The following is an 18,576-nucleotide window of genomic DNA, read 5'->3' on the forward strand; positions in this document are numbered from 1 at the left end:
AGAACACATTGCAGACTCAGTTAGCCGTGCAGACACCCATTGCCTGTGTCTCGCCTGACGTATTTGTGAGATTAAATGAAACAAGAAACATTTTATGCTTGGTCATTAACTGTTTTATTTTTTCAGTGCACACCCTGGCCTGCCAAATCTCAGTACGCGCCAGGTTTGCCAGGAACTTCGCCCTATCGACATCTGCACCAGGCGCCGACATGAATTCGACGGCATCTGTCGAAAATTTCAGCACATAGGAGAGCCTGGGCTTTTCTAAGGTCTGCACCAAGGAGTCATAACTCATTTTTGCTTCGAACGAAGCAGCGACTTCGTTTCCGTAGGCATTCAACTCCCCTGCAATTTTTCCGGGATCTGGAGAGCATCCACATAGCGATACCAAGGCAAGGAAAAACCCATATATTTTAAATTTCTTCATATTATGTTTTTCAGAAAGAGCATATTCCCCGGCATATATTGGACTCCATGCCGCTTACATTTAGTATATATCTGCAACGATGGCATGTATATATCAATATCCGACCAGATAATATTAAGGTCTGGTTCAGCCTTTCAGCAAGCGAGCAATCCCGGATACATCCTCCTGCGCCACAAACCACTCCCCCTGCCAGCGCTGCGTGCGCTGCGCCTGGATGGATTCCGGCGCGCACCAGGGCGGATACACGCGCAGCGCGCGCTTGCCGCCCTGGCCGGCGCGGGACATCACGCCCCGTTCGGCCAGCACGCTGCGCGGCAAAATGAAGAAGCCGTGCTGCGCACCGTCAGTGACGGCGATGATGACGGCATCGACGGGGTCCGCTTCGTCCAGCGGGGCGATCTCGGCGTCGGGATGGGGGCGCTTCCAGACGGTGACAAACTGGCCGGTTTTCGTCGGCGTCGTTTTCGCCACGCGCAAGACCAGGCGCTTGCCGCGCAGCTCGGCGCGGCAGGCGCCGTATTCCGCGCTTTCCGCTTCCGGCACGGGCGCTTGCGGCAAGCCCAGGAAAGCCCAGGGACTGGCCCTCATTGCGCGCTGAACTCGGCCGCTGCCTTGGCCGCCCACAGCGCCTCGGCATGGCTGGCGAACGGGCTGTCGTAGCCGTCGATGTTGCCGTCCTCGTCGACAAAATACAGCCACCAGCCGTCAGCCTGCTCGCGGATAGCCGTCTGGCCGGCCGCGCAGTGGGCAGCGACGTCCTGGCCTGCCGCCAGTGTGGTGATGGTGATGCTGTGGTGAATAATATGCTGGGGTGTCATGGAGAGTACGTCATGTAAAAAAATCAATGGCCGTAGTGTAGCCGCACCGCCCAGTCCTGGCCAGTGCGCTACACTATTCCTTCATACGGAGGACGACATGGCATCACAGCAAGGCACGGTGGATTTTTTGCTCGACCAGATGGCGGGCGCGGGCGGCATCAGCGCAAAGAAAATGTTTGGCGAGTATGGGCTGTATTGCGACGGCAAGATGTTCGCCATCGTCGCCGACGACATGCTCTTCATCAAGCCGACGGACGCGGGCCGCGCCTGGATCGGCGCGCAGGGTCCGCTGCAGGAAGCGCCGCCCTATCCGCAAGCCAAGCCGTATTTCCTCATCGATGGCGGGCTGTGGGACGAGCGCGACTGGTTGTCCCAGCTGGCACGGCGCACGGCCGATGCCTTGCCGCAGCCGAAACCCAAGCCGCCGCCCAAGCCCAAGAAACCGGCTTCAAGCAGCTAGTACGCTGTTCTCGCACGCCTTGCCCTGGCGGAAGCATTGCAGGTTGTGGTAGGTGATGGCGGCGATTTCGCGCAACGCCTCGATGGTGAAGAAGCCCTGGTGGCCCGTCACCAGCACGTTGGGGAAGGTCATCAGGCGCTGGAAGACGTCGTCGTCGATGATGTCGGACGAGCGGTCCTGGAAGAACAGATTACTTTCCTGTTCGTACACGTCGATGGCCAATGAGCCCAGCTGGCGCGATTTCAGCGCCTCGATGACGGCGCCCGTGTCGATCAGGCCGCCGCGCGAGGTGTTCACCAGCATGGCGCCCTGCTTCATCAGCGGCAGAGTCGCTGCGCTGATCATGTGGCGCGTGCTGTCCATCAGGGGGCAATGCAGGGAGACGATGTCGGACTCGGCCAGCAGGCGCGGCAGTTCCACCATCGTGCCCAGCTCCCCGAACGCGGGCGCCGGATACGGGTCGTGGCCCAGCACCGTGCAGCCGAAACCCTTGAAGATGCGCGCCGTGGCCAGGCCGATCTTGCCCGTGCCGACGATGCCCACGGTCTTGCCGTGCAAGGTGGCGCCCAGCAAGCCGTCGAGCGAGAAATTGCCTTCGCGCACGCGGGCGTAGGCGCGGTGAGTGTGGCGGTTCAGCGTCTGCACCAGGGCCAAGGTGTATTCGGCCACGGCTTCCGGCGAGTAGGCGGGCACGCGGGCGACGAACAGACCCAGGCGTTTCGCCGCTTCCAGGTCGAGGTTGTTGTAGCCGGCGCAGCGCAGCAGGATGGCGCGCACGCCGTAGCCGTGCAAGGCTTGCAACACGGGCGCGTCGAGCACGTCGTTGACGAAGACGCAGACGGCCTCGGCGCCTTGCGCCAGCACCACGGTTTCCTGGCTCAGCAAGGCGCTGTGGTAGACCAGTTCGATGCCGGCAGGGTCGGGCTGGGACGGCAAGGCTTCATCGAAGAAACGGCGGTCGTAGGGCTGGCTGGCGAAGAAGGCGATTTTCATGGGGCGTCCTGGAACTTGCTGAATGGCAAAACATCATCATAGCGCAAGCGCCCTGCCCCACGGCGTCCGCCTGGCAGCTTGGTCGCCTATTTGGGTTCGCGGGGCAAGGTCAGCACGTGGCGCAGGTAGGCCGTTTCTTCGGGGTGCTGGACGTGGTAGCGCGCGCGCGCGCCCGCGTGGCCGCCTGGTGGGCCGCGATGCTTGCCGGCGTCAGCTCGACGCCAAAGTCCGCCGGCGGCGGCAACTCGCCGCCGAACAGGCGCGCCAGGATGAGATGGCCCACATTGTCGCGGTAGTGCGACGCTTCCCAGTAATAGCGCATTTCGCGCATGCCCGTCACCTGCGGGATCGGCTCGCTGGTAACGCTGTTGAAGCCGGAAAAATCGTACAGGCGCACATCGCAGCCCTGCTGGCGGTAGCGCCCCGCCATCTGCGCCAGATCGCGCTGCCACTGTTCCATGGCGGCCCACTTGCCGCGCCAGTACAGGGCGTCGAGCGTGAGCGCATGCGTGGGATTGATGTACAGGCGCAAGCGCGTGCCGCCCTGGCACAGCTTGCCGACGCTGGCATCGAAAGCCTGCAGCGCGGGTACGGTCGGACCCAGGCCGTCGCCGAATTCCTGCAACCGCGGCGTGAACGCGCGCGCCGTGCCCGTCCAAGTACGGTTGCGGCTGGTAAGGCAGGACTCGTCGCGCTGGCCGTGCAACGCCAGGCTGGACAGGCAGACGCCGTCATAGCTGCCGCTGAGGATGCGCCAGGTATCGCGCGTCATGTCCACCGTCAGGCCGCGCTTGATGTTGAGCAAGGCGCGCCGCGCAAAAACGCGGGGCCGCCCTCCGTCAAGCCCGGCTCCACGCCGGCCGAACCCAGTTCCAGGGAAAACGAGGGCGCGTCGATGCCCCACACCATCGTATCGACATGGCTGACCCTGGCCGCATGCTCGGCCAGGTGGATGGCTTCGCCGATCGAGGCGCCCGAGACGGCGCTGTTGAAGACGCTCTTGCCATCGAACAAAGTACGCATGCTGTTCACCGGCAAACCCATTTCCGTGCGCGAATTGCCGATGTAGACGACGGCGGGCCGGTAGCGCGCCACGGCATACGTCTTGCCCCACACGCTGAGTTTTTCCGTCGTCGGCCGCAATCGCTGCAGCAGCGGGCTGTCCCACTGGTGCAGCAAGTACGGATCGACGTGGTAATTCACGGCGGAAACGAGCGCCAGCGCGGCCAGCGCGCAGGCAAAGAAGATGGCGAGGTAGCGGCGGGCGGTGGTATCCATGGTCAGCTTTGAAAGTAGAGAAATGGCGTACGTGGCGTCCTGCATCAGCGCCGGATCAGCGGCCCGTCCAGCACCTGCTGCGTATAGGCCGCCTCGCGCGCGTGTTCCACGCGATAGCGGTCGCGCGCGGCGCGCATGGCCGCCTGGTGCGCGTCGACGTTGGCCGGCGTCAGCTCCACGCCGAAATCGGCGGGCGCCGGCGTGCCGCCGCCAAACAGGCGCGCCAGGATCAAGCGGCCCACATTGTCCCGGTAATGCGACACTTCCCAGTAGTAATGCATGTCGGGCTTGCCGCTGACGAGCGGGGTCGGTTCCGTCGTGATGCTGTTAAATCCGGAAAAATCAACCAGGCGCACGTCGCAGCCCTGCTGGCGGTGGCGTTCGGCGATATTCACCAGTCCCCGCTGCCAGGCCTGCATGGCATCCCACTTGCCGCGCCAGTGCAGCGCGTACAAGGTCAGCGCGTGCGTGGGGTTGATGTACAGGCGCAGGCGCAGGCCAGCGCGGCACAGCTTGCCGATGCTGGCGTCGAGCGCCAATGTCGAGGGCGGCGTCGGGCCCAGGCCATCGCCGAATTCCTGCAGCCGCACGGGGATGGCATCCTTCGTGCCGAGCCAGTGCGCGATGCCCTTGCGGGTGCACGTCTCGTCGCGCTGCCCGTACATGGCCAGGTTGGAGCGGCAGGTATCGCCGGCATTGCCGGTGAGGATGCGCACGCTGTCCTGCGTCATGTCCACCGTCAGGCCGCGCTTCAGGTTGACCAGGGCGCGCCGGACGAAAAAGCCGTGCCCGGCGCCCGTCAGGCTGTCTTCCACGCGCGCCGCCCCCATCTCCAGGGAAAAAGTGGGCGCGTCGACACCCCACACCATGGTTTCGACGCGGCTGACCCTGGCAGCATGCTCGGCCAGGCGGATGGCGTCGCCGATCGAGGCGCCGGACACCGCGCTGTTGAACACGCGCTTGCCGTGGAACAGTGCGCGCACGCTTGTCGGCAAGCCCATTTCCGTGCGCGAATTGCCGATGTAGATGATGGCCGGCCGGTAGCGCGCCACGGCGTAGGTTTTGGCCCAGGCACCGAGCTTTTCATTGAGCTGGCGCGGGCGCTGCAGCAAGGGGCTGTCCCACTGGTGCAGCAGGTAGGGGTCGACCTGGTAGTTCAGCAACGAGACGGCGCCGAGCGCCAGGCCGACGCAGGCGATGAAGCAGACGAGGTAGCGGCGGGCGGCGGTATCCATGCTCAGAACTGGAAGTAGAGAAATTCGGTGACCCGGTTCATGCCGAAGATGCAGGCGACGAACAGTGCTGCCAGGCCCACGCTCCAGCGGCGCGTGGGCCGCCAGCTGAAGGCCCAGCGCCCGGCGGGCTGAAATATTCTTTCAATGGCAGGCTCGTAGAGAAAGAATATTTCTTGCGTATTCGGCGCCTTGAAGGCCAGCAGCATGGCGCCCAGCAGCACGGGCAAGCCGTAGCCTTCCAGTTCGATCCAGCGGATGCCGCCAAAGGCCGGATGCAGGCCCCACTGCGCCAGGCTGGCGCCGTGGCTGGCCAAGCCGCGCGGCAGGCTCACGCCATTCGCCCCCAGCAGCGCGCCGGAGATATCCCAGGCTGTGGCCACGTCGGGCGCGCGGAAGAACACCCAGGCCAGCATGACGGCGAAAAAGGTCAGGACGCCGGGCCACCAGCGCGCCCGGACCGCGCCGAACGCGCGCTGCCACGCCTGCTGCAGCACCAGGTACAGGCCGTGCAAGCCGCCCCAGATGACGAAGGTCCAGCCGGCGCCGTGCCACAGGCCGCCCAGCAGCATGGTCAGCATCAGGTTGCGGTAGCGCATGACTTCGCCTCGCCGGCTGCCGCCCAGCGGTATGTACAGATAGTCGCGCAGGAAACGCGACAAGGTCATGTGCCAGCGGCGCCAGAAGTCGGCGATGTTGGCCGCCTTGTACGGCGAATTGAAGTTCAGCGGCAATTTCACGCCGAACAGGCGCGACAGGCCGATGGCCATGTCGGAATAGCCGGAAAAATCGAAATACAGCTGGAAGGTGTAGGCCAGCACGCCGATCCACGCCTCGATCAGGGTCGGTTCGGCGCCGGCCGCGAAGACGGGAATGGCCAGCGGCGACAGGTTGTCGGCGATCAGCACCTTCTTGGCCAGGCCGATCGTGAAAATCGACAGGCCGATGGCGAAATTGGCGGCGCGCGGGTGGGCATTGGCCGGGTCGGCGAACTGCGGCATCATGTCGCGGTGGTGCAGCACGGGGCCGGCGATCAGGTGGGGAAAGTAACTGACGAACAGCACGTAATGGATGAAGCGGTATTCGCGCACCTCGCCCCGGTAGCAATCGACGAGGAAGGCGATCTGCGTGAAGGTAAAGAACGAGATGCCGATCGGCAGGATGATGTCGAGGCCGTGCCATGGCAGGCTGGCGGCGTCGGCGCCGGCGCCGGCGGCCACGGCGACGGCATTCACGCTGCCGATGAAGAAATTCGCATATTTATAGTAGGCGAGCAGCCCCAGGTTCAGTGCCAGCGCCGCCACCAGCACGCGCTTGCGGGCCGCGCCCGCGCGCGCGCCGATCAGCCGCCCCGCGCCGTAATTGACGCAGATCGAGGCCAGCAGCAGCGGCAGGTAGCGCACGTCCCACCAGGCATAGAAGAACAGCGAGGCCAGCGCCAGCCAAGTCGCGGGCGCCAGGCGGCGCCAGTTGGTGGACGGGCCGCCGGCGTACGCCCAGCGGTCCAGCAAAAAATAGCCGGCCAGCACGATGGGCAGATAGGCGAACAGGAAGGCGAAGGAATTAAACAGCATGCTGCCTCCTGGCTGGCAAGGACTGCGCCTGGTAATAACAATCGACGATCTGCGCCGCCACCCGTTCCCACGTAAAGCGTTCCACCAGCGCCTGCACGCGCGCGCGTTCGGGCGGCAGCGCCAGCAGTTCGAGGATGGCCTGGCGCTGCGCGGCGCCGTCGTCCCAGCGCACCTTGCGCAGCGCAAACGCGGAATCGGGCAAGTCCAGCGCGCTTTGCGCCGTCATGACGACGGGCGTGCCGGCCGCCAGCGCTTCGAGCACGCTCAAGGGAAACACCTCGCCCTGGCTGGGCAAGGCCGCCACGGCCGCCGCATGGTAGGCGCTGGCCAGCAGCGGGTCGGCGTGGTCGAGCGCGCCCAGCCAGCTGACGTGCGGCAAGTCCAGCAAATGCTGCAGATATGCCTGCTGTTCCCGGGGCGCGGCGCCGATCAGCACCAGGGCAAGCCGGCGCCTATCAGCGCCTGGGCCAGCCCCAGCTGGTTTTTATACGGCGAAATACTGCCCACCATCAGCGCGAACGGCCCGGCGATACCCGTTTCGCGCAGGAACAAATCGCCATTGGCCGTGAAAAAATGCGGGTTGATTCCGTTCGGCAAGACGCGGATGGCGTCGCCCTCCATGCCGAAACCTTGCACGATGGCGTCGCGCTCGGCTTCGCCCAGGGCGATCACCACGTCGGCCAGCTGCAGGGCGCGCCGCGTTTGCGCATAGCTCGTTTGCACCATCCACTCCGTCAATCGCCCCGCCAGGCGGTCTGCCAGCCGCGCGCGCCAGGCGCTGGCGCGGTTCCAGCTGGGCGCCATCAGCGGCGACAGCACCACGGGCACGCCTTGCTCGCTGGCCATTTCCATGATGCGGTAGGTGCCATTGCTCGCTGAAAACACGTGCAGCACATCGAAATCGGCCAGCCGCTGGTGGTTGGCGTCGACCAGCTGCACTTCCAGCGGGCGCGCCGGCAGCTGGGGCAGCCGGTTCAGCGCGGCGATGGTTTCGCGTACCTGGATCTGCAAGCCGCCGTCGCGCTGGAACAGCATCGGGTAGGACAGGATACCGACACGCATGGTCTTCCTTTCATGGGCCCGCGCCGCTGACAACGGCTCAGTGCGGTGATTTGACGGCCAGCCAGCGGCCGGCCAGCTTGCGTTGCAACAATAAAAATTCGCCGGCCAGTTCATGCTTCACCAGGAACAGACCGATCAGCCAGCACAGCAAGGTGGCCAGCGCCGTGCCCGTCAGCGCCAGCAGCGCCGGCGTGTCGGCAGGCAACCACAGCAGCGAAGCGATGGGCGCGGCGGCGCTGACGCCGCACAACAGCAAACTCTTGCGCAAAGCGCGCGCCAGGATGCGCCAGTCGAGTGCGCTCAAGCGCCGCAGGCAGCCGTAGCTCATCCAGCTGCGCAGCACGTTGCTGAGCACCACGGCCCAGGCCACCGCCACCAGGCCGAACGGCGCCGCGGCCAGCAGCAGCGCCACTTTGCTTGCGCCGGCCCAGGCATCGAGCCGCACCTGCGCATGCAGCTGGCCCGTCGCCACGAACAGGTAGCGGGCCATGCTGAACATGCTATACACGGCCGAGGACAGGCACATGATGCGGATCAAGGGCACACAGGCTAGCCATTGTGTGCCATACAACACCTTGACCAGGGGCAAAGCCATGCAGGCGAGGAAGAGAAAGAACGGCCAGGCCAGCGCCGTCATGTAGCTGATCGTGCGCAGATACACGGGTTCCGCCCCGCCCTGCCCCTCACCTTCGCGCGCGCGCCGCGAACAGGGGAAACACGACGGGCGAAATGGCGCTGGTGATGGCCTGGTTGAAGATATTGAGCACGCTTTGCGCCTTGCCGAACAGGGCCAGGCTTTCAATGCCGATCAGCTTGCCGATGATGAGGTCCGGCGCCGCCACGCCCGCCTCGTCGACGAGGCCGCCACCCGTCGCATACGCGCCAAAGCTGGCGATGGCCCCCATGCCGCGCCGTCCCGGCAGCCACGGCAATTCGCGCGGCCGCACCAGCAGGCTCACCAGCAGCGAGGCACAGGAACCGGCCAGCGCCGCCCACACCATGCTCATGTAACTGTAGCCCTGCAGCGCCAGCAGCACGGCCACCAGCAGGTTGACCACGCTATTGGCCGCGTTGATGGCGTAGATGGCGCGAAAGCGCAGCTGCCGGCGCAGCATGGGCAAGGTCAAGGCGCTGAACGGGATCAACAGGAAATTGATGGCCAGCAGCCGCAGCACGAGCGTCAGCCGCGGTTCGCCATAGAAATGCGCGAGCGGCGCGCTGGCCAGCAGCACCAGGCCCGCCAGCAGCCAGGCGACGAGCAGGCTGGTGGCCAGCGCGGCCCGCAGTTTCACGGCATCGAGCTGCTTTTCCTGGATCAGGTATTGCCCGACGCCAAAATCGCGCACCACTTGCGCCAGCGCCACCAGCACGGCGCCCAGCGAATACACACCGACCTCGGCCGGCGTCAGCAGGCGCGACAGCACCATGGTGGCGACAATGCCCAGCAGCAGTACCGTGTATTTTTCGGCAAACGAAAAGAAAAACGAATGGCGGGTGGCGCTCATGCGGGCCGCCCGCGCCTACACCAGGCCCGCGTAAAATGCGCGCAGCTGGCGTTCCAGGCGCGGCATCGAATAGCGCTGCACGGTTTCCTCGCGCGCCAGCCGTCCCATGCGGGCGCGCCGTGGCGCATCCAGCAGCAGCTGCGCCACGGCCGCGCAGGCGGCGTGTTCGTCGTCGAGCGGCAGCAGCAGCCCTCCTTCACTATCGTGCAGGATATCGCGGGTGCCCGGCACATCCGTGCCCACGGCCGGCACGCCGCACGCCATCGCTTCGATGGTGGCAATGCCGAAGCCCTCGTTCTTACTCAGCAGCAGGTGCAGGTCGAAGGCGGGCATCAGCAGCTCGATATGCTGGCGGAAGCCGGCGAACAGCACGCGTCGCGCCAGTCCCAGCTGCGCCACCTGCAGGCGCAGCATGGCTTCCAGCGGCCCCGTGCCCACCAGCACCAGATACAGATCGGGAAAACGGGGCGCCAGGCGGGCGAACAGGGCCAGCAGCGCCTGCGGGCGCTTTTGCGCGGACAGCCGCGCCACGCAACCGAGCACCAGCGCCTCCGGCGGCAGCCCCAGCTCGCGCCGCGCCAGCAGGCGGCGTGCGGGCGAGACGATAAACGTGTCCGTATCGACGCCGTTGGGAATGACGGCCAGCCGCGTCTGCGGCGCCAGCATGTCGCGGTACAGGTCGAGGAAATGCCGCAGGGCCGACGGCGACACGGCATACACGCCCTTGACGCTGCGAAACGCTTCCTGCAGCCGGGGCCGCTGCCAGGCGCTGAAGGTTTCCAAAGGAAACGCGTTGTGCACGCTGATCACGGCCGGCAGCCGGCATTGCCGGGCCAGCCACAGGATGGATGCGCCATATGCCGTCCAGCAAAATGCCACGTGGACCAGGTCGGGCCGCAGCCGCCGCAGCCGCCAGGCGCCCGTGACCCTGGCGCGCAGCCAGTTCCAGCGGCGCCAGGCCCAGTGTTCGAGGAACAAGGGCGGTTCATACACGCGCACCTGCAGATGCTGCGCGCGCAAGCCTTGCACCCAGGCAGTAAAACCGGGAAAGCGCCGCAGGGCCAGCACGCTGTCGTAGCCGCTCGCGCCCAGCAATTTCGCCTCTTGCGCCATGCGCAGCTCCATGCCGCCCAGCTCGCCCGAGTAACTGCTGATGACGACGCGCGGCAGGCGTTTACGACGTCCGCGCCACGCTTCATGAAAGAAACCGCGCAGCCAGGCCCGTTCCCACTGGCGCAGGAACAGGTCGGCGTGGTCGCGCCGCAGCCAGGCCCGCGCGGCGCCGAGGGTGTCGCGCACGTATCTGCCCAGCATCCAGCGTGGCACGCCCAGCAATTCCGCGCTGGGCGCCAGGGTCGCCAGCCGGCACTGGCCCCGGCCGAACAGCATGGCGCGGCGCAATATCCAGGCGCGCCGCACTTGCGGGACGCGGATGATGTGCGCCACCCTCGCCTGCGGACAGAACCAGGAAGGGTTGCCGGCCGCATGCATCTCCAGGTTGAGCCGGGTTTCGCTGCCCATGGCGTAGTTGGCTCCCTGCGGGCCGATGCTTTCGTCATAGCGGGCGCCCGCCTCGAAGATGCGGCGGCGGATCGCCATGTTGGCGCCCCACACCAGGCCCGGATAGATGGGGGCGTCGCGCAGGTCGGGGCTGGTGATGCCCCAAGTTAAACCCACGGGGGTCAGACGCAGCAGCCAGTCCGCCGGCCGTTCCCGCCAGGCGGGCACGATGGCGCCGCCGAACAGGGCATAGCCGGGGTGGGCGCGCGCGCAGTCCTGCAAGCGGCACAACCAGTCGGGCGCGGGCATGGCGTCGTCGTCGCCAAAGACGAACAGCTCGCTGCCATCGCCGCCCTGGCGCAAGGCGTGCTCGACGGCGTCGTTCAGGGCGGGACTGCGGCCGCGCCGCGCCACGTAGATATAGCTCAAGGGCAATCGTCCGCGAAAGGCGGCGATCACCCGGGCAGTGGCGTCCGTGCTGCCATTGTCGGCGATGACGAGACGCCAGCCGCCTGCGGGCGGTCGCAAGCCCATGTAGGCGCGCAATACCTGGGGCAAGGTGCCGGCGCCATTGTAGGTCGCCATGAGAACGGTCAACAAGGACATGCCTCCTTGGTCTTACCATGACAAAACTATGTACTCAAGCAGTGTTGATCCAGTGTACTGAGCCTGCCCGCCAGCCCGTTGACCGGTGTCAAGGGCAGGCAAAGCCGGAGCAAACCAGGAGCGTCCCCCTTCATGCGCGACATCTTGATCACCATCATCATCCTGGGTTCGCTGCCCTTCATCCTGAAGTCGCCGGCCATCGGCGGCCTGATGTGGGTCTGGGTCAGCGTGATGAACCCGCACACGCAGGGCTGGGGCTTTGCCACCCACATGCCGTTCGCCTTCATCATCGCCATCGCTACCCTGGTCAGCCTCGCGATGACGCGCGAGCCGAAAAGCCTGCCGCTCACGCCCGTCAGCGTGCTGCTGCTGCTGTTCGTCGCATGGATGAACGTCACGGCGCCGTTCGCCCTGCTGCCGGCCTCGTCGTGGGTGCAGTGGAACAAGGTCATGAAGATCATGCTGATGAGCTTTGTCATCATGATGGTGATACGCACGCGGCGCGACATCGTGCGCCTGATCTGGGTGCTGGTGGGCTCGATCGGCTATTACGGCGTGAAAGGCGGCATCTTCACCATCCGCAGCGGCGGCACGGAGCGCGTCTGGGGGCCGGAAGAAACGTTTATTGGGGATAACAATGCCCTGGCCCTGGCCCTGATCATCACCATCCCCCTCATGTATTACCTGCAGCAAAACACGGAGAAACATCGACGCTGGGTGCGCCATGGCTTGACGGCGGCCATGCTGCTGTCGGCCCTGGCCGCGCTGGGCTCGTATTCGCGCGGCGGCTTGCTGGCCATTGCCGCCATGGGCTTGTTCATGTGGCTGAAAAGCGACCGCAAGCTGGTGCTGGGCGCGCTGCTCGGCGCGGTCGCGCCGCTGCTGCTGGCCTTCATGCCCGAGCGCTGGGCCGACCGCATGGACACCATCAATACCTACCAGGACGATGTGTCCGCCATGGGCCGCCTGAATGCCTGGCGCATGGCCTGGAACCTGGCGCGCGACCGTTTCCTGGGCGGCGGCTTCGACGTGTCCGATGCCTCCATCTTTGCCCGCTATGCGCCCACTCCCTCGGACGTGCATGCGGCGCACAGCATCTATTTCCAGGCCTTGGGCGAACACGGCTTTGTCGGCCTGTTCATCTACCTGGCGCTGGGCATCGCCACCTGGCGCACGGCGGCCGCCATCATCCGCCGCACGCGGGGCCAGCCGGAACTGCGCTGGGCGCATGGCCTGGCCACCATGAGCCAGGCCAGCCTGATCGGCTTTGCCGTGGGCGGCGCCTTCCTCAGCCTGCTGTACTTCGACATGCCGTACTACCTGATGGCCGCCCTGATCGCCACGCGCATCATCGTCGAGCGGCAGGCGCCGGCGCCGACATCGCGCCAGGCCAGGGCCAAGGCCCGGGCCGCCATCGCGGAGCAGCCATGACGGCCAGCCTGTCCATCCTGATCTACCACCGCGTGCTGGCGCGGCCCGACCCGCTGTTTCCCGGCGAGGTGGACGCGCGCTTGTTCGAGCGCCAGCTGCGCCTGCTGAAACGTTTTTATGCGTTGCTGCCCTGGACGAGGCCGTGCAGCGGCTGCAAGATGGCAACTTGGCGCCGCGCGCCGCCTGCATCACCTTCGACGACGGCTATGCGGACAATGCGCAGGTGGCCCTGCCCCTGCTGCAGCGCCACGGCTTGCACGCCACGTTTTTTATCGCCACGGACTACCTCGATGGCGGGCAGATGTGGAACGACACGGTGATCGAGGCCGTGCGCCAGGCGACCGCTCCCCAGCTGGACTTGCGGGAACTCGGCCTGGACTGCCTGCCCGTCGCCAGCCTGGCGCAGCGGCAGGCCGCCATCGCCATCTTGCTGGGCCAGCTCAAATACCTGCCATTTGCCCAACGCCAGCAGCTGGCCCTGCAGATCCGCCGCCAGGCGGGCGCCACAGCCGGGCCGCCAGCCATGCTGAGCACGGCGCAGCTGCGCCAGCTGCATGGGGCCGGCATGGGCCTGGGCGCGCACACGGCCAGCCATCCTATCCTGTCCACCCTGCCGGACCATGCCGCGCGGCGCGACATCGCCGACGGCAAGCGCCAGCTGGAAAGTATGATCCAGGCGCCCGTCACCCTGTTTGCGTATCCGAACGGCAAGGCCGGGCGCGACTATGGCACGCCGCACGTGGCGATGGTGCGCAACCTGGGTTTCCAGGCGGCCGTGGCCACGGACTGGGGCGTGGCGCGCCCCGGCGCGGATCTCGACCTGCTGCAGCTGCCCCGCTTTACGCCGTGGGATAGAGGACGGCTGGCGTTTCTGTGGCGTTTGCGGCAAAACCGCCGGCAAGCGCGCCCAGCGCCGCCGGGTGCTGGCTGAGCCACTGTTCCAGCATCAGCAGCAGCCACACCATGGTGCCGTGATAGGCCGGGTGTTCCGCCAGCAGGCGCCCCTGTAAATCGTCGATGAAGGCGGGCCGCACGATGCCGCGCCCGCGCAGCTGCGTCAGGTTGTCGAACGCAAACTCGCGCAGCGGCGCATGGCTGTGCAGCCACTGGCCGAAAGGCAGGCCGAAGCCGTGCTTTTTCTTGCGCACGATGGCCGGCGGCAGGATTTCCGCCAGCGCCCGCTTGAAGAAGGGCCGCAGCTGCCTGCCGTCGAGCTTGTCGCGCGGCGCCAGGCGCGACGCGAACGCCACCATCGCGTCGTGCAGGAAGGGAAACGCCGCTTCCACGCCGGCCAGCTCGCACGCCTTGCGCACCTTGAACAGGTCGTTGTCGGCCAGGGTAAAACGCATGTCCAGCGCCAGCAGCTCATTGATCTGGCTCAAGCCCTGGCCTTGCCGCTCCCAGTACGCGCCGTTCACGCAGCCGGGCGCCATGCCGGGGTCGATGGTGTCGATGAAGCCCGCTTCCAGCACCGTGCGGTGGCCATGGCGCAGCAGCAGGTTGTAGCCGTCGAGCCTGGCCGGCAGCGGCAGGCTGGCCTGTTCGATGTAGCGGCGCGCCTTGTCGCCCAGCCGCCACGGCTTGCCCGTGCGTTCGCGGAACAGCAGCGGCTCGATGATGGCCTGGCGCAGCATGACGGGCAAGCGCTCGTACTGCGACAGCAAGGCCTGGTGCGCATAGCGCTCGTTGCCGCCAAATAATTCGTCGCCGCCGTCGCCGCCCAGCAGGCGCGTGATGCCATCCTCGCGCGCCATCTGCGCGCAATAGTATGCGGGAATGGCCGAGGCATTGCCGAAAGGCTGGTCGAAGATGGCCGCCATGGCGGGAATCGCGGCCAGCACGTCGCCAGGCGTCACGTAGCGCTCGTGGTGGATGCTGCCCGCGTGGCTGGCGGCCAGGCGCGCATACGCCATTTCATCGTAGCCGGGCGCGTCGAAACCGATGGAATACGTGCGCGCGGGCCGGCCCGTCACCTGCCCCATGATGGCGGCCAGGGTGGAGCTGTCCGTGCCGCCGCTGAGAAACGCGCCCGTGTCCGCCCCATCCGTGCCCAGGCTGCTTTCCACGGCCTGGCGCAACAGGCGCAGGAATTCCTGCTTGTTGCTGGCGAAGGTGGCCCGCGTGCGCGCTGCCGGCTCGTGGAAGGCCAGCTGCCAATAGCTGCCCTTGCATTGCTTGCCGCCCCGTACATGCAGGTATTCGCCGGGCAGCAAGCGCTGCTGGCCAAGATAGGCCGTGGCCGGGCCGGGCACCATGTGAAAGTACAGGTAGTGATACAGCGCCTGCGGATCGATCGCGCCCCGCACGGACGGATGGGCCAGCAAGGCGTCATGCGAGGAGGCAAAGAACAGGCCTTGCGCATTGCTCGCATAGCTGAGCGGATGCATGCCGGCGCGGTCCACGGCCAGCAGGGCCGAGCCGGAAAAAGAGTCGAGGATGGCCAAACTGAACGGCCCGGACAGGCTGGCGCAGGCGGCCACGCCCCGGCTCAGCCACAGGGACGCGAGGCGGGACGCCACGTCGTCGGCCGAACCGTCGAGCATGGGCCGGCCCCAGATGGCCACCTGCAAGCCATCCTGCTGGTACACGTGGCGGCTGCCGTCAATGGCGGCCACGGCCACGCCGCCCACTTCGCTCACGCTGGCGGCCAGGGGCGCGTCGTCGAAGCGCGACAGGGGCGCGGCCATGTTGGCCAGCGTGGTGGACGCGGCGCCATCGGCATCGGCATCGGCATCGGCGGCGGCCAGGCGAGCAGCGCCGCCCGCCCCCAGCCAGCCGCACAGGCCGCTCATACGAGCACCTCGGCCGGCAGCGGATGGCCGAGAAACGCCGTCGGGCTGGCCGTCAAGCCATACGCGCCCGACTGGAACACCACCACCAAGTCGCCCTCCTCGGCGCGCGCCATCTCCATCTGGTCGGCCAGCAAGTCCAGCGGCGTGCACAGCGGTCCCACGACGGACGCCACCTCGCGCGGCCCGCCATGCAGCCGGTTGCCGATGGCGACCGGGTAATTCTTGCGGATCAGCTGGCCAAAATTACCGGAAGCGGCCAGGTGATGGTGCAAGCCGCCGTCCGTCACTAAAAATACCTGTCCATGCGACACCTTGCGTTCGAGCACCTTGCACACGTACACGCCCGCCTCGGCCACCAGATAGCGGCCCAGCTCCAGGTTCAGGCGCACGCCCGGCGCCGCCTGGGCCAGCAGATCGAGCTGCCGCTGCAAGCCCGCAGCCACGGGGGCCAGATCCAGGGTCTGGTCGCCGGGAAAATACGGCACGCCGAAGCCGCCGCCGATATTCAGGGTGCGCAAGGGCGACGGCGCACTGTCGGCCAGTTGCAGCGCCAGCTGCACGCTGAGGGCCTGTGCTTCGGCCAGGGCTGGCGCCGACAGGCTTTGCGAACCCGCATACAGGTGAAAGCCGTGGAAATCCAGGCCCAGCTGGCCGATGCGGCCCAGCAGCGCGGGCACCAGGGCCGCGTCGACGCCAAACGGCTGCGCGCCGCCGCCCATGCGCATGCCCGTGCGGCGCAAGGCGAAGTCGGGATTCACCCGCACGGCCACGCGGGCCGTCATGCCCAGCCGTTCGCTGGCCAGCGCCGTCCTTTCCAGCTGGGCGCCCGATTCCACGTTGATCAGCACGCCCGCTGCCACGGCCCGCGCCAGTTCGCCCTCGCTCTTGCCCGGCCCCGCAAAACTGATGCGTTCGGCCGGCATGGGCGTATCGAGCGCCGTGGCCAGTTCGCCGCCCGAGGCCACGTCGATGCCGTCGACCAGGCCCGCCAGCCACTGCACCACGGCCGGCATGGGGTTGGCCTTCATCGCGTAATGCACATGCACGCCGGCGGGCAAGGCGGCGCGCAACTCCGCCACGCGGCGCGTGATGTGCGCCCGTTCATAGGCATAGAACGGCGTGCTGCCCACCCGCTGGGCCAGCCGGCGCAAGGACATGCCGCCGACCTGCAGCATGTCGTTTTCCACCGCGAACTGCTGGCCCAGGGCCGCGTGCAACGGTAATTCCGTACTGTTCGATCGGATCAAGTCCTTCATGCCGCATCTCCTGTTTGGACCGCATACGCCTGCGCCAGTTCCCTGGCCAGCAAGGGCCGGTCGATCTTGCCGTTCGGATTGCGCGGCAACACGCCGTCGCGGATTTCCACCCACAGCGGCACCATATAGCTGGGCAGGCGCGCGCGGCAGGCGGCCAGCACGCTGTCGCGCAGCAATTCGACACCGGGCGCGGGCGTGACGAGCAAGGCGATGGCCTGGCCCAGCACGGCATGGGGCAAGCCCAGCGCGGCGGCCTCGCCCACCAGCCCGCTCGCATACGCGACTTCCTCGATCTCGGCCGGACTGACCCGGTAGCCCGAGGTCTTGATCATGTCGTCGCTGCGGCCCACGAAATACAGATAGCCGTCCGCATCGCGGCGCACGGTGTCGCCCGACCAGACGGCCAGTTCCGGCAGCACCAGGCCGCTCGCCTGCGGCGGCAGCGGCTTGAAGCGCTCGGCCGTGCGCGCCGCATCGTTCCAGTAGCCGAGCGCCACCAGCGCGCCGCGGTGCACGAGCTCGCCCGGCTCGTCGGCGTCGCAGACGCTGCCGTCGGGACGCAGCACCAGCACTTCCGCGTTCGGGATCGCCTGTCCGATGGAACCGGGGCGCAACTCCAGCTGTTCCGGCGCCAGATAGGTCGAGCGGAACGCTTCCGTCAAGCCATACATCAGGTAGACCTGCGTGCGCGGCAGCGCCTGGCGCAACCGGTCGAGCGTGGAGCGCTGCATCACGCCGCCAGAATTGGTGATGTAGCGCAAGGGCGTGGACAGGGGCCAGCTCAGCTGCGACAGCTGCACCCACAGGGGCGGCACGCCGGCCAGGCCCGTGATGGCTTCCTGCTCCACGGCTTCGACGATGTCGCGCAGCAGCAGATAATTCATCAGCACGGCGCAGGCGCCGCTGGCAAACGCCGTCGTCAGCTGGCTCAGGCCGTAGTCAAAGCTGAGCGGCAGCACGCACAGAATCCGGTCCTGCGGCGTGTTGCGCAGATAGCCCGAGACGCTGAGCGCGCCGGCCAGCATGTTGCGGTGCGACAGCACCACGCCTTTCGGGCGCCCCGTGCTGCCCGAGGTATATAAAATGGCGGCCATGTCCATGTCGATCGCCGCATGCGGCCTGGGCGCGGGCGCACCGGCAACGGGCACATTGGCGGGCACTGCGGTCCACGGCAGCAGGCGGACCTTGCCCAGGCGCGTTTCCGTCTCCCCTTCGCCCGTCAGCAGCACCGTTTGCAAGTCCGGGCAGGCGGCCAGCGCGGGTGCCAGCTGCGCCAGGCGTTCGCGCGACGTGACGAGGATGGTCACGTTGCAGTCGGCCAGGATGTACGCCACCTGGTCCGGCTTGAGCAAGGGATTGACGGGCACGAACACGCCGCCGGCCGCCGCCGCGCCAAACATGGCGCTGACGTTTTCCGGGCGTTTTTCCAGGTACACGGCCACGCGCGCGCCGCGCCGCAAGCCCAGGGTCAGCAAGGCGCAGGCCGTCTCGCGCACGGACTGCGCCAGCGCGGCATAGCTTGTTTCCTCGCCCTGCCACGACAGGGCCGGCGCGTGGGGCGCCCGCTGCGCCGTGTCGAAGATCAGATCGTGTATCAGTGTCGCCATCGTTTCATCCCGGGTTGTCATGATTGCCATGCATT

Annotated in this window: 19 protein-coding genes; 3 read left to right on the plus strand and 16 right to left on the minus strand. The window is 66.8% G+C overall.

All coding sequences use genetic code 11. The annotated features are described in order from the left end of the window. Window positions 1–16 precede the first annotated feature (16 nt). The 3 genes from ACRHIG_RS18630 to ACRHIG_RS18640 form a co-directional block, all read right to left on the minus strand. Window positions 17–427, minus strand: a complete 411-nt coding sequence (locus ACRHIG_RS18630; protein ID WP_143449884.1) for a hypothetical protein — start codon at window positions 425–427, stop codon at window positions 17–19. A 126-nt stretch (window positions 428–553) separates the two neighbouring features. After that, window positions 554–1,015, minus strand: a complete 462-nt coding sequence (locus ACRHIG_RS18635; RefSeq protein WP_489627431.1) for a MepB family protein — start codon at window positions 1,013–1,015, stop codon at window positions 554–556. Then, the gene (locus ACRHIG_RS18640; protein ID WP_489627432.1) at window positions 1,012–1,245 is read right to left on the minus strand and encodes a hypothetical protein; all 234 of its coding nucleotides are present in this window, start codon (window positions 1,243–1,245) and stop codon (window positions 1,012–1,014) included. The genes ACRHIG_RS18635 and ACRHIG_RS18640 overlap by 4 nt, the downstream gene beginning before the upstream one ends. A 97-nt stretch (window positions 1,246–1,342) precedes the next feature. Between ACRHIG_RS18640 and ACRHIG_RS18645 the strand changes: the two genes are divergently transcribed. Continuing rightward, complete coding sequence (locus ACRHIG_RS18645; RefSeq protein WP_489627433.1) at window positions 1,343–1,705, plus strand: TfoX/Sxy family protein; 363 nt, start codon at window positions 1,343–1,345, stop codon at window positions 1,703–1,705. Here the strand turns inward: ACRHIG_RS18645 and ACRHIG_RS18650 are convergent. The 10 genes from ACRHIG_RS18650 to ACRHIG_RS18695 all read right to left on the minus strand — a co-directional run bounded on the left by ACRHIG_RS18650 (window position 1,694) and on the right by ACRHIG_RS18695 (window position 11,449). Continuing rightward, window positions 1,694–2,698, minus strand: coding sequence for a 2-hydroxyacid dehydrogenase (locus ACRHIG_RS18650; protein WP_489627434.1), 1,005 nt, complete (start codon window positions 2,696–2,698; stop codon window positions 1,694–1,696). The genes ACRHIG_RS18645 and ACRHIG_RS18650 overlap by 12 nt on opposite strands. A 109-nt stretch (window positions 2,699–2,807) precedes the next feature. Continuing rightward, the gene (locus ACRHIG_RS18655) at window positions 2,808–3,503 is read right to left on the minus strand and encodes a hypothetical protein (protein ID WP_489627435.1); all 696 of its coding nucleotides are present in this window, start codon (window positions 3,501–3,503) and stop codon (window positions 2,808–2,810) included. Then, on the minus strand, window positions 3,479–3,976 hold the full coding sequence (locus ACRHIG_RS18660; RefSeq protein WP_489627436.1) for a hypothetical protein: 498 nt from the start codon (window positions 3,974–3,976) through the stop codon (window positions 3,479–3,481). Before ACRHIG_RS18660 ends, ACRHIG_RS18655 begins: the two co-directional genes overlap by 25 nt. Window positions 3,977–4,020: 44 nt before the next feature. Beyond that, on the minus strand, window positions 4,021–5,211 hold the full coding sequence (locus tag ACRHIG_RS18665; RefSeq protein WP_489627437.1) for a hypothetical protein: 1,191 nt from the start codon (window positions 5,209–5,211) through the stop codon (window positions 4,021–4,023). Between the two features lie 2 nt (window positions 5,212–5,213). After that, entirely contained in the window at window positions 5,214–6,782 is a 1,569-nt protein-coding gene (locus tag ACRHIG_RS18670; RefSeq protein ID WP_489627438.1) for an MBOAT family O-acyltransferase, read from the minus strand. After that, entirely contained in the window at window positions 6,772–7,218 is a 447-nt protein-coding gene (locus tag ACRHIG_RS18675) for a glycosyltransferase (RefSeq protein ID WP_489627439.1), read from the minus strand. The genes ACRHIG_RS18670 and ACRHIG_RS18675 overlap by 11 nt, the downstream gene beginning before the upstream one ends. Further along, window positions 7,212–7,844, minus strand: a complete 633-nt coding sequence (locus ACRHIG_RS18680; protein ID WP_489627440.1) for a glycosyltransferase — start codon at window positions 7,842–7,844, stop codon at window positions 7,212–7,214. The genes ACRHIG_RS18675 and ACRHIG_RS18680 overlap by 7 nt, the downstream gene beginning before the upstream one ends. A gap of 37 nt (window positions 7,845–7,881) precedes the next feature. Then, window positions 7,882–8,505, minus strand: a complete 624-nt coding sequence (locus tag ACRHIG_RS18685) for an oligosaccharide flippase family protein (RefSeq protein WP_489627441.1) — start codon at window positions 8,503–8,505, stop codon at window positions 7,882–7,884. A 22-nt stretch (window positions 8,506–8,527) separates the two neighbouring features. Continuing rightward, a complete protein-coding gene (locus ACRHIG_RS18690) occupies window positions 8,528–9,349 on the minus strand; it encodes an oligosaccharide flippase family protein (RefSeq protein ID WP_489627442.1) in 822 nt (273 codons plus the stop codon). A gap of 15 nt (window positions 9,350–9,364) precedes the next feature. Next, entirely contained in the window at window positions 9,365–11,449 is a 2,085-nt protein-coding gene (locus ACRHIG_RS18695; RefSeq protein WP_489627443.1) for a glycosyltransferase, read from the minus strand. Window positions 11,450–11,587: 138 nt separating this feature from the next. Between ACRHIG_RS18695 and ACRHIG_RS18700 the strand changes: the two genes are divergently transcribed. Then, window positions 11,588–12,886: a putative O-glycosylation ligase, exosortase A system-associated gene (locus ACRHIG_RS18700; protein ID WP_489627444.1), complete on the plus strand. Its 1,299-nt coding sequence runs from the start codon at window positions 11,588–11,590 to the stop codon at window positions 12,884–12,886. 142 nt (window positions 12,887–13,028) lie between these two features. Next, complete coding sequence (locus ACRHIG_RS18705) at window positions 13,029–13,817, plus strand: polysaccharide deacetylase family protein (protein ID WP_489627445.1); 789 nt, start codon at window positions 13,029–13,031, stop codon at window positions 13,815–13,817. Here ACRHIG_RS18705 and ACRHIG_RS18710 read toward each other — a convergent pair. The 3 genes from ACRHIG_RS18710 to ACRHIG_RS18720 are packed head-to-tail and all read right to left on the minus strand — an operon-like array spanning window position 13,726 to window position 18,541. Beyond that, entirely contained in the window at window positions 13,726–15,678 is a 1,953-nt protein-coding gene (locus ACRHIG_RS18710) for an asparagine synthetase B family protein (protein ID WP_489627446.1), read from the minus strand. The genes ACRHIG_RS18705 and ACRHIG_RS18710 overlap by 92 nt on opposite strands. Next, window positions 15,675–16,934: a pyridoxal-dependent decarboxylase, exosortase A system-associated gene (locus ACRHIG_RS18715; RefSeq protein ID WP_475416350.1), complete on the minus strand. Its 1,260-nt coding sequence runs from the start codon at window positions 16,932–16,934 to the stop codon at window positions 15,675–15,677. Before ACRHIG_RS18715 ends, ACRHIG_RS18710 begins: the two co-directional genes overlap by 4 nt. Continuing rightward, window positions 16,931–18,541, minus strand: coding sequence for an acyl-CoA ligase (AMP-forming), exosortase A system-associated (locus ACRHIG_RS18720; protein ID WP_489627447.1), 1,611 nt, complete (start codon window positions 18,539–18,541; stop codon window positions 16,931–16,933). Before ACRHIG_RS18720 ends, ACRHIG_RS18715 begins: the two co-directional genes overlap by 4 nt. Window positions 18,542–18,576: the final 35 nt, after the last annotated feature.

It is taken from the genome of Janthinobacterium sp. C22 (genome assembly GCF_057919405.1).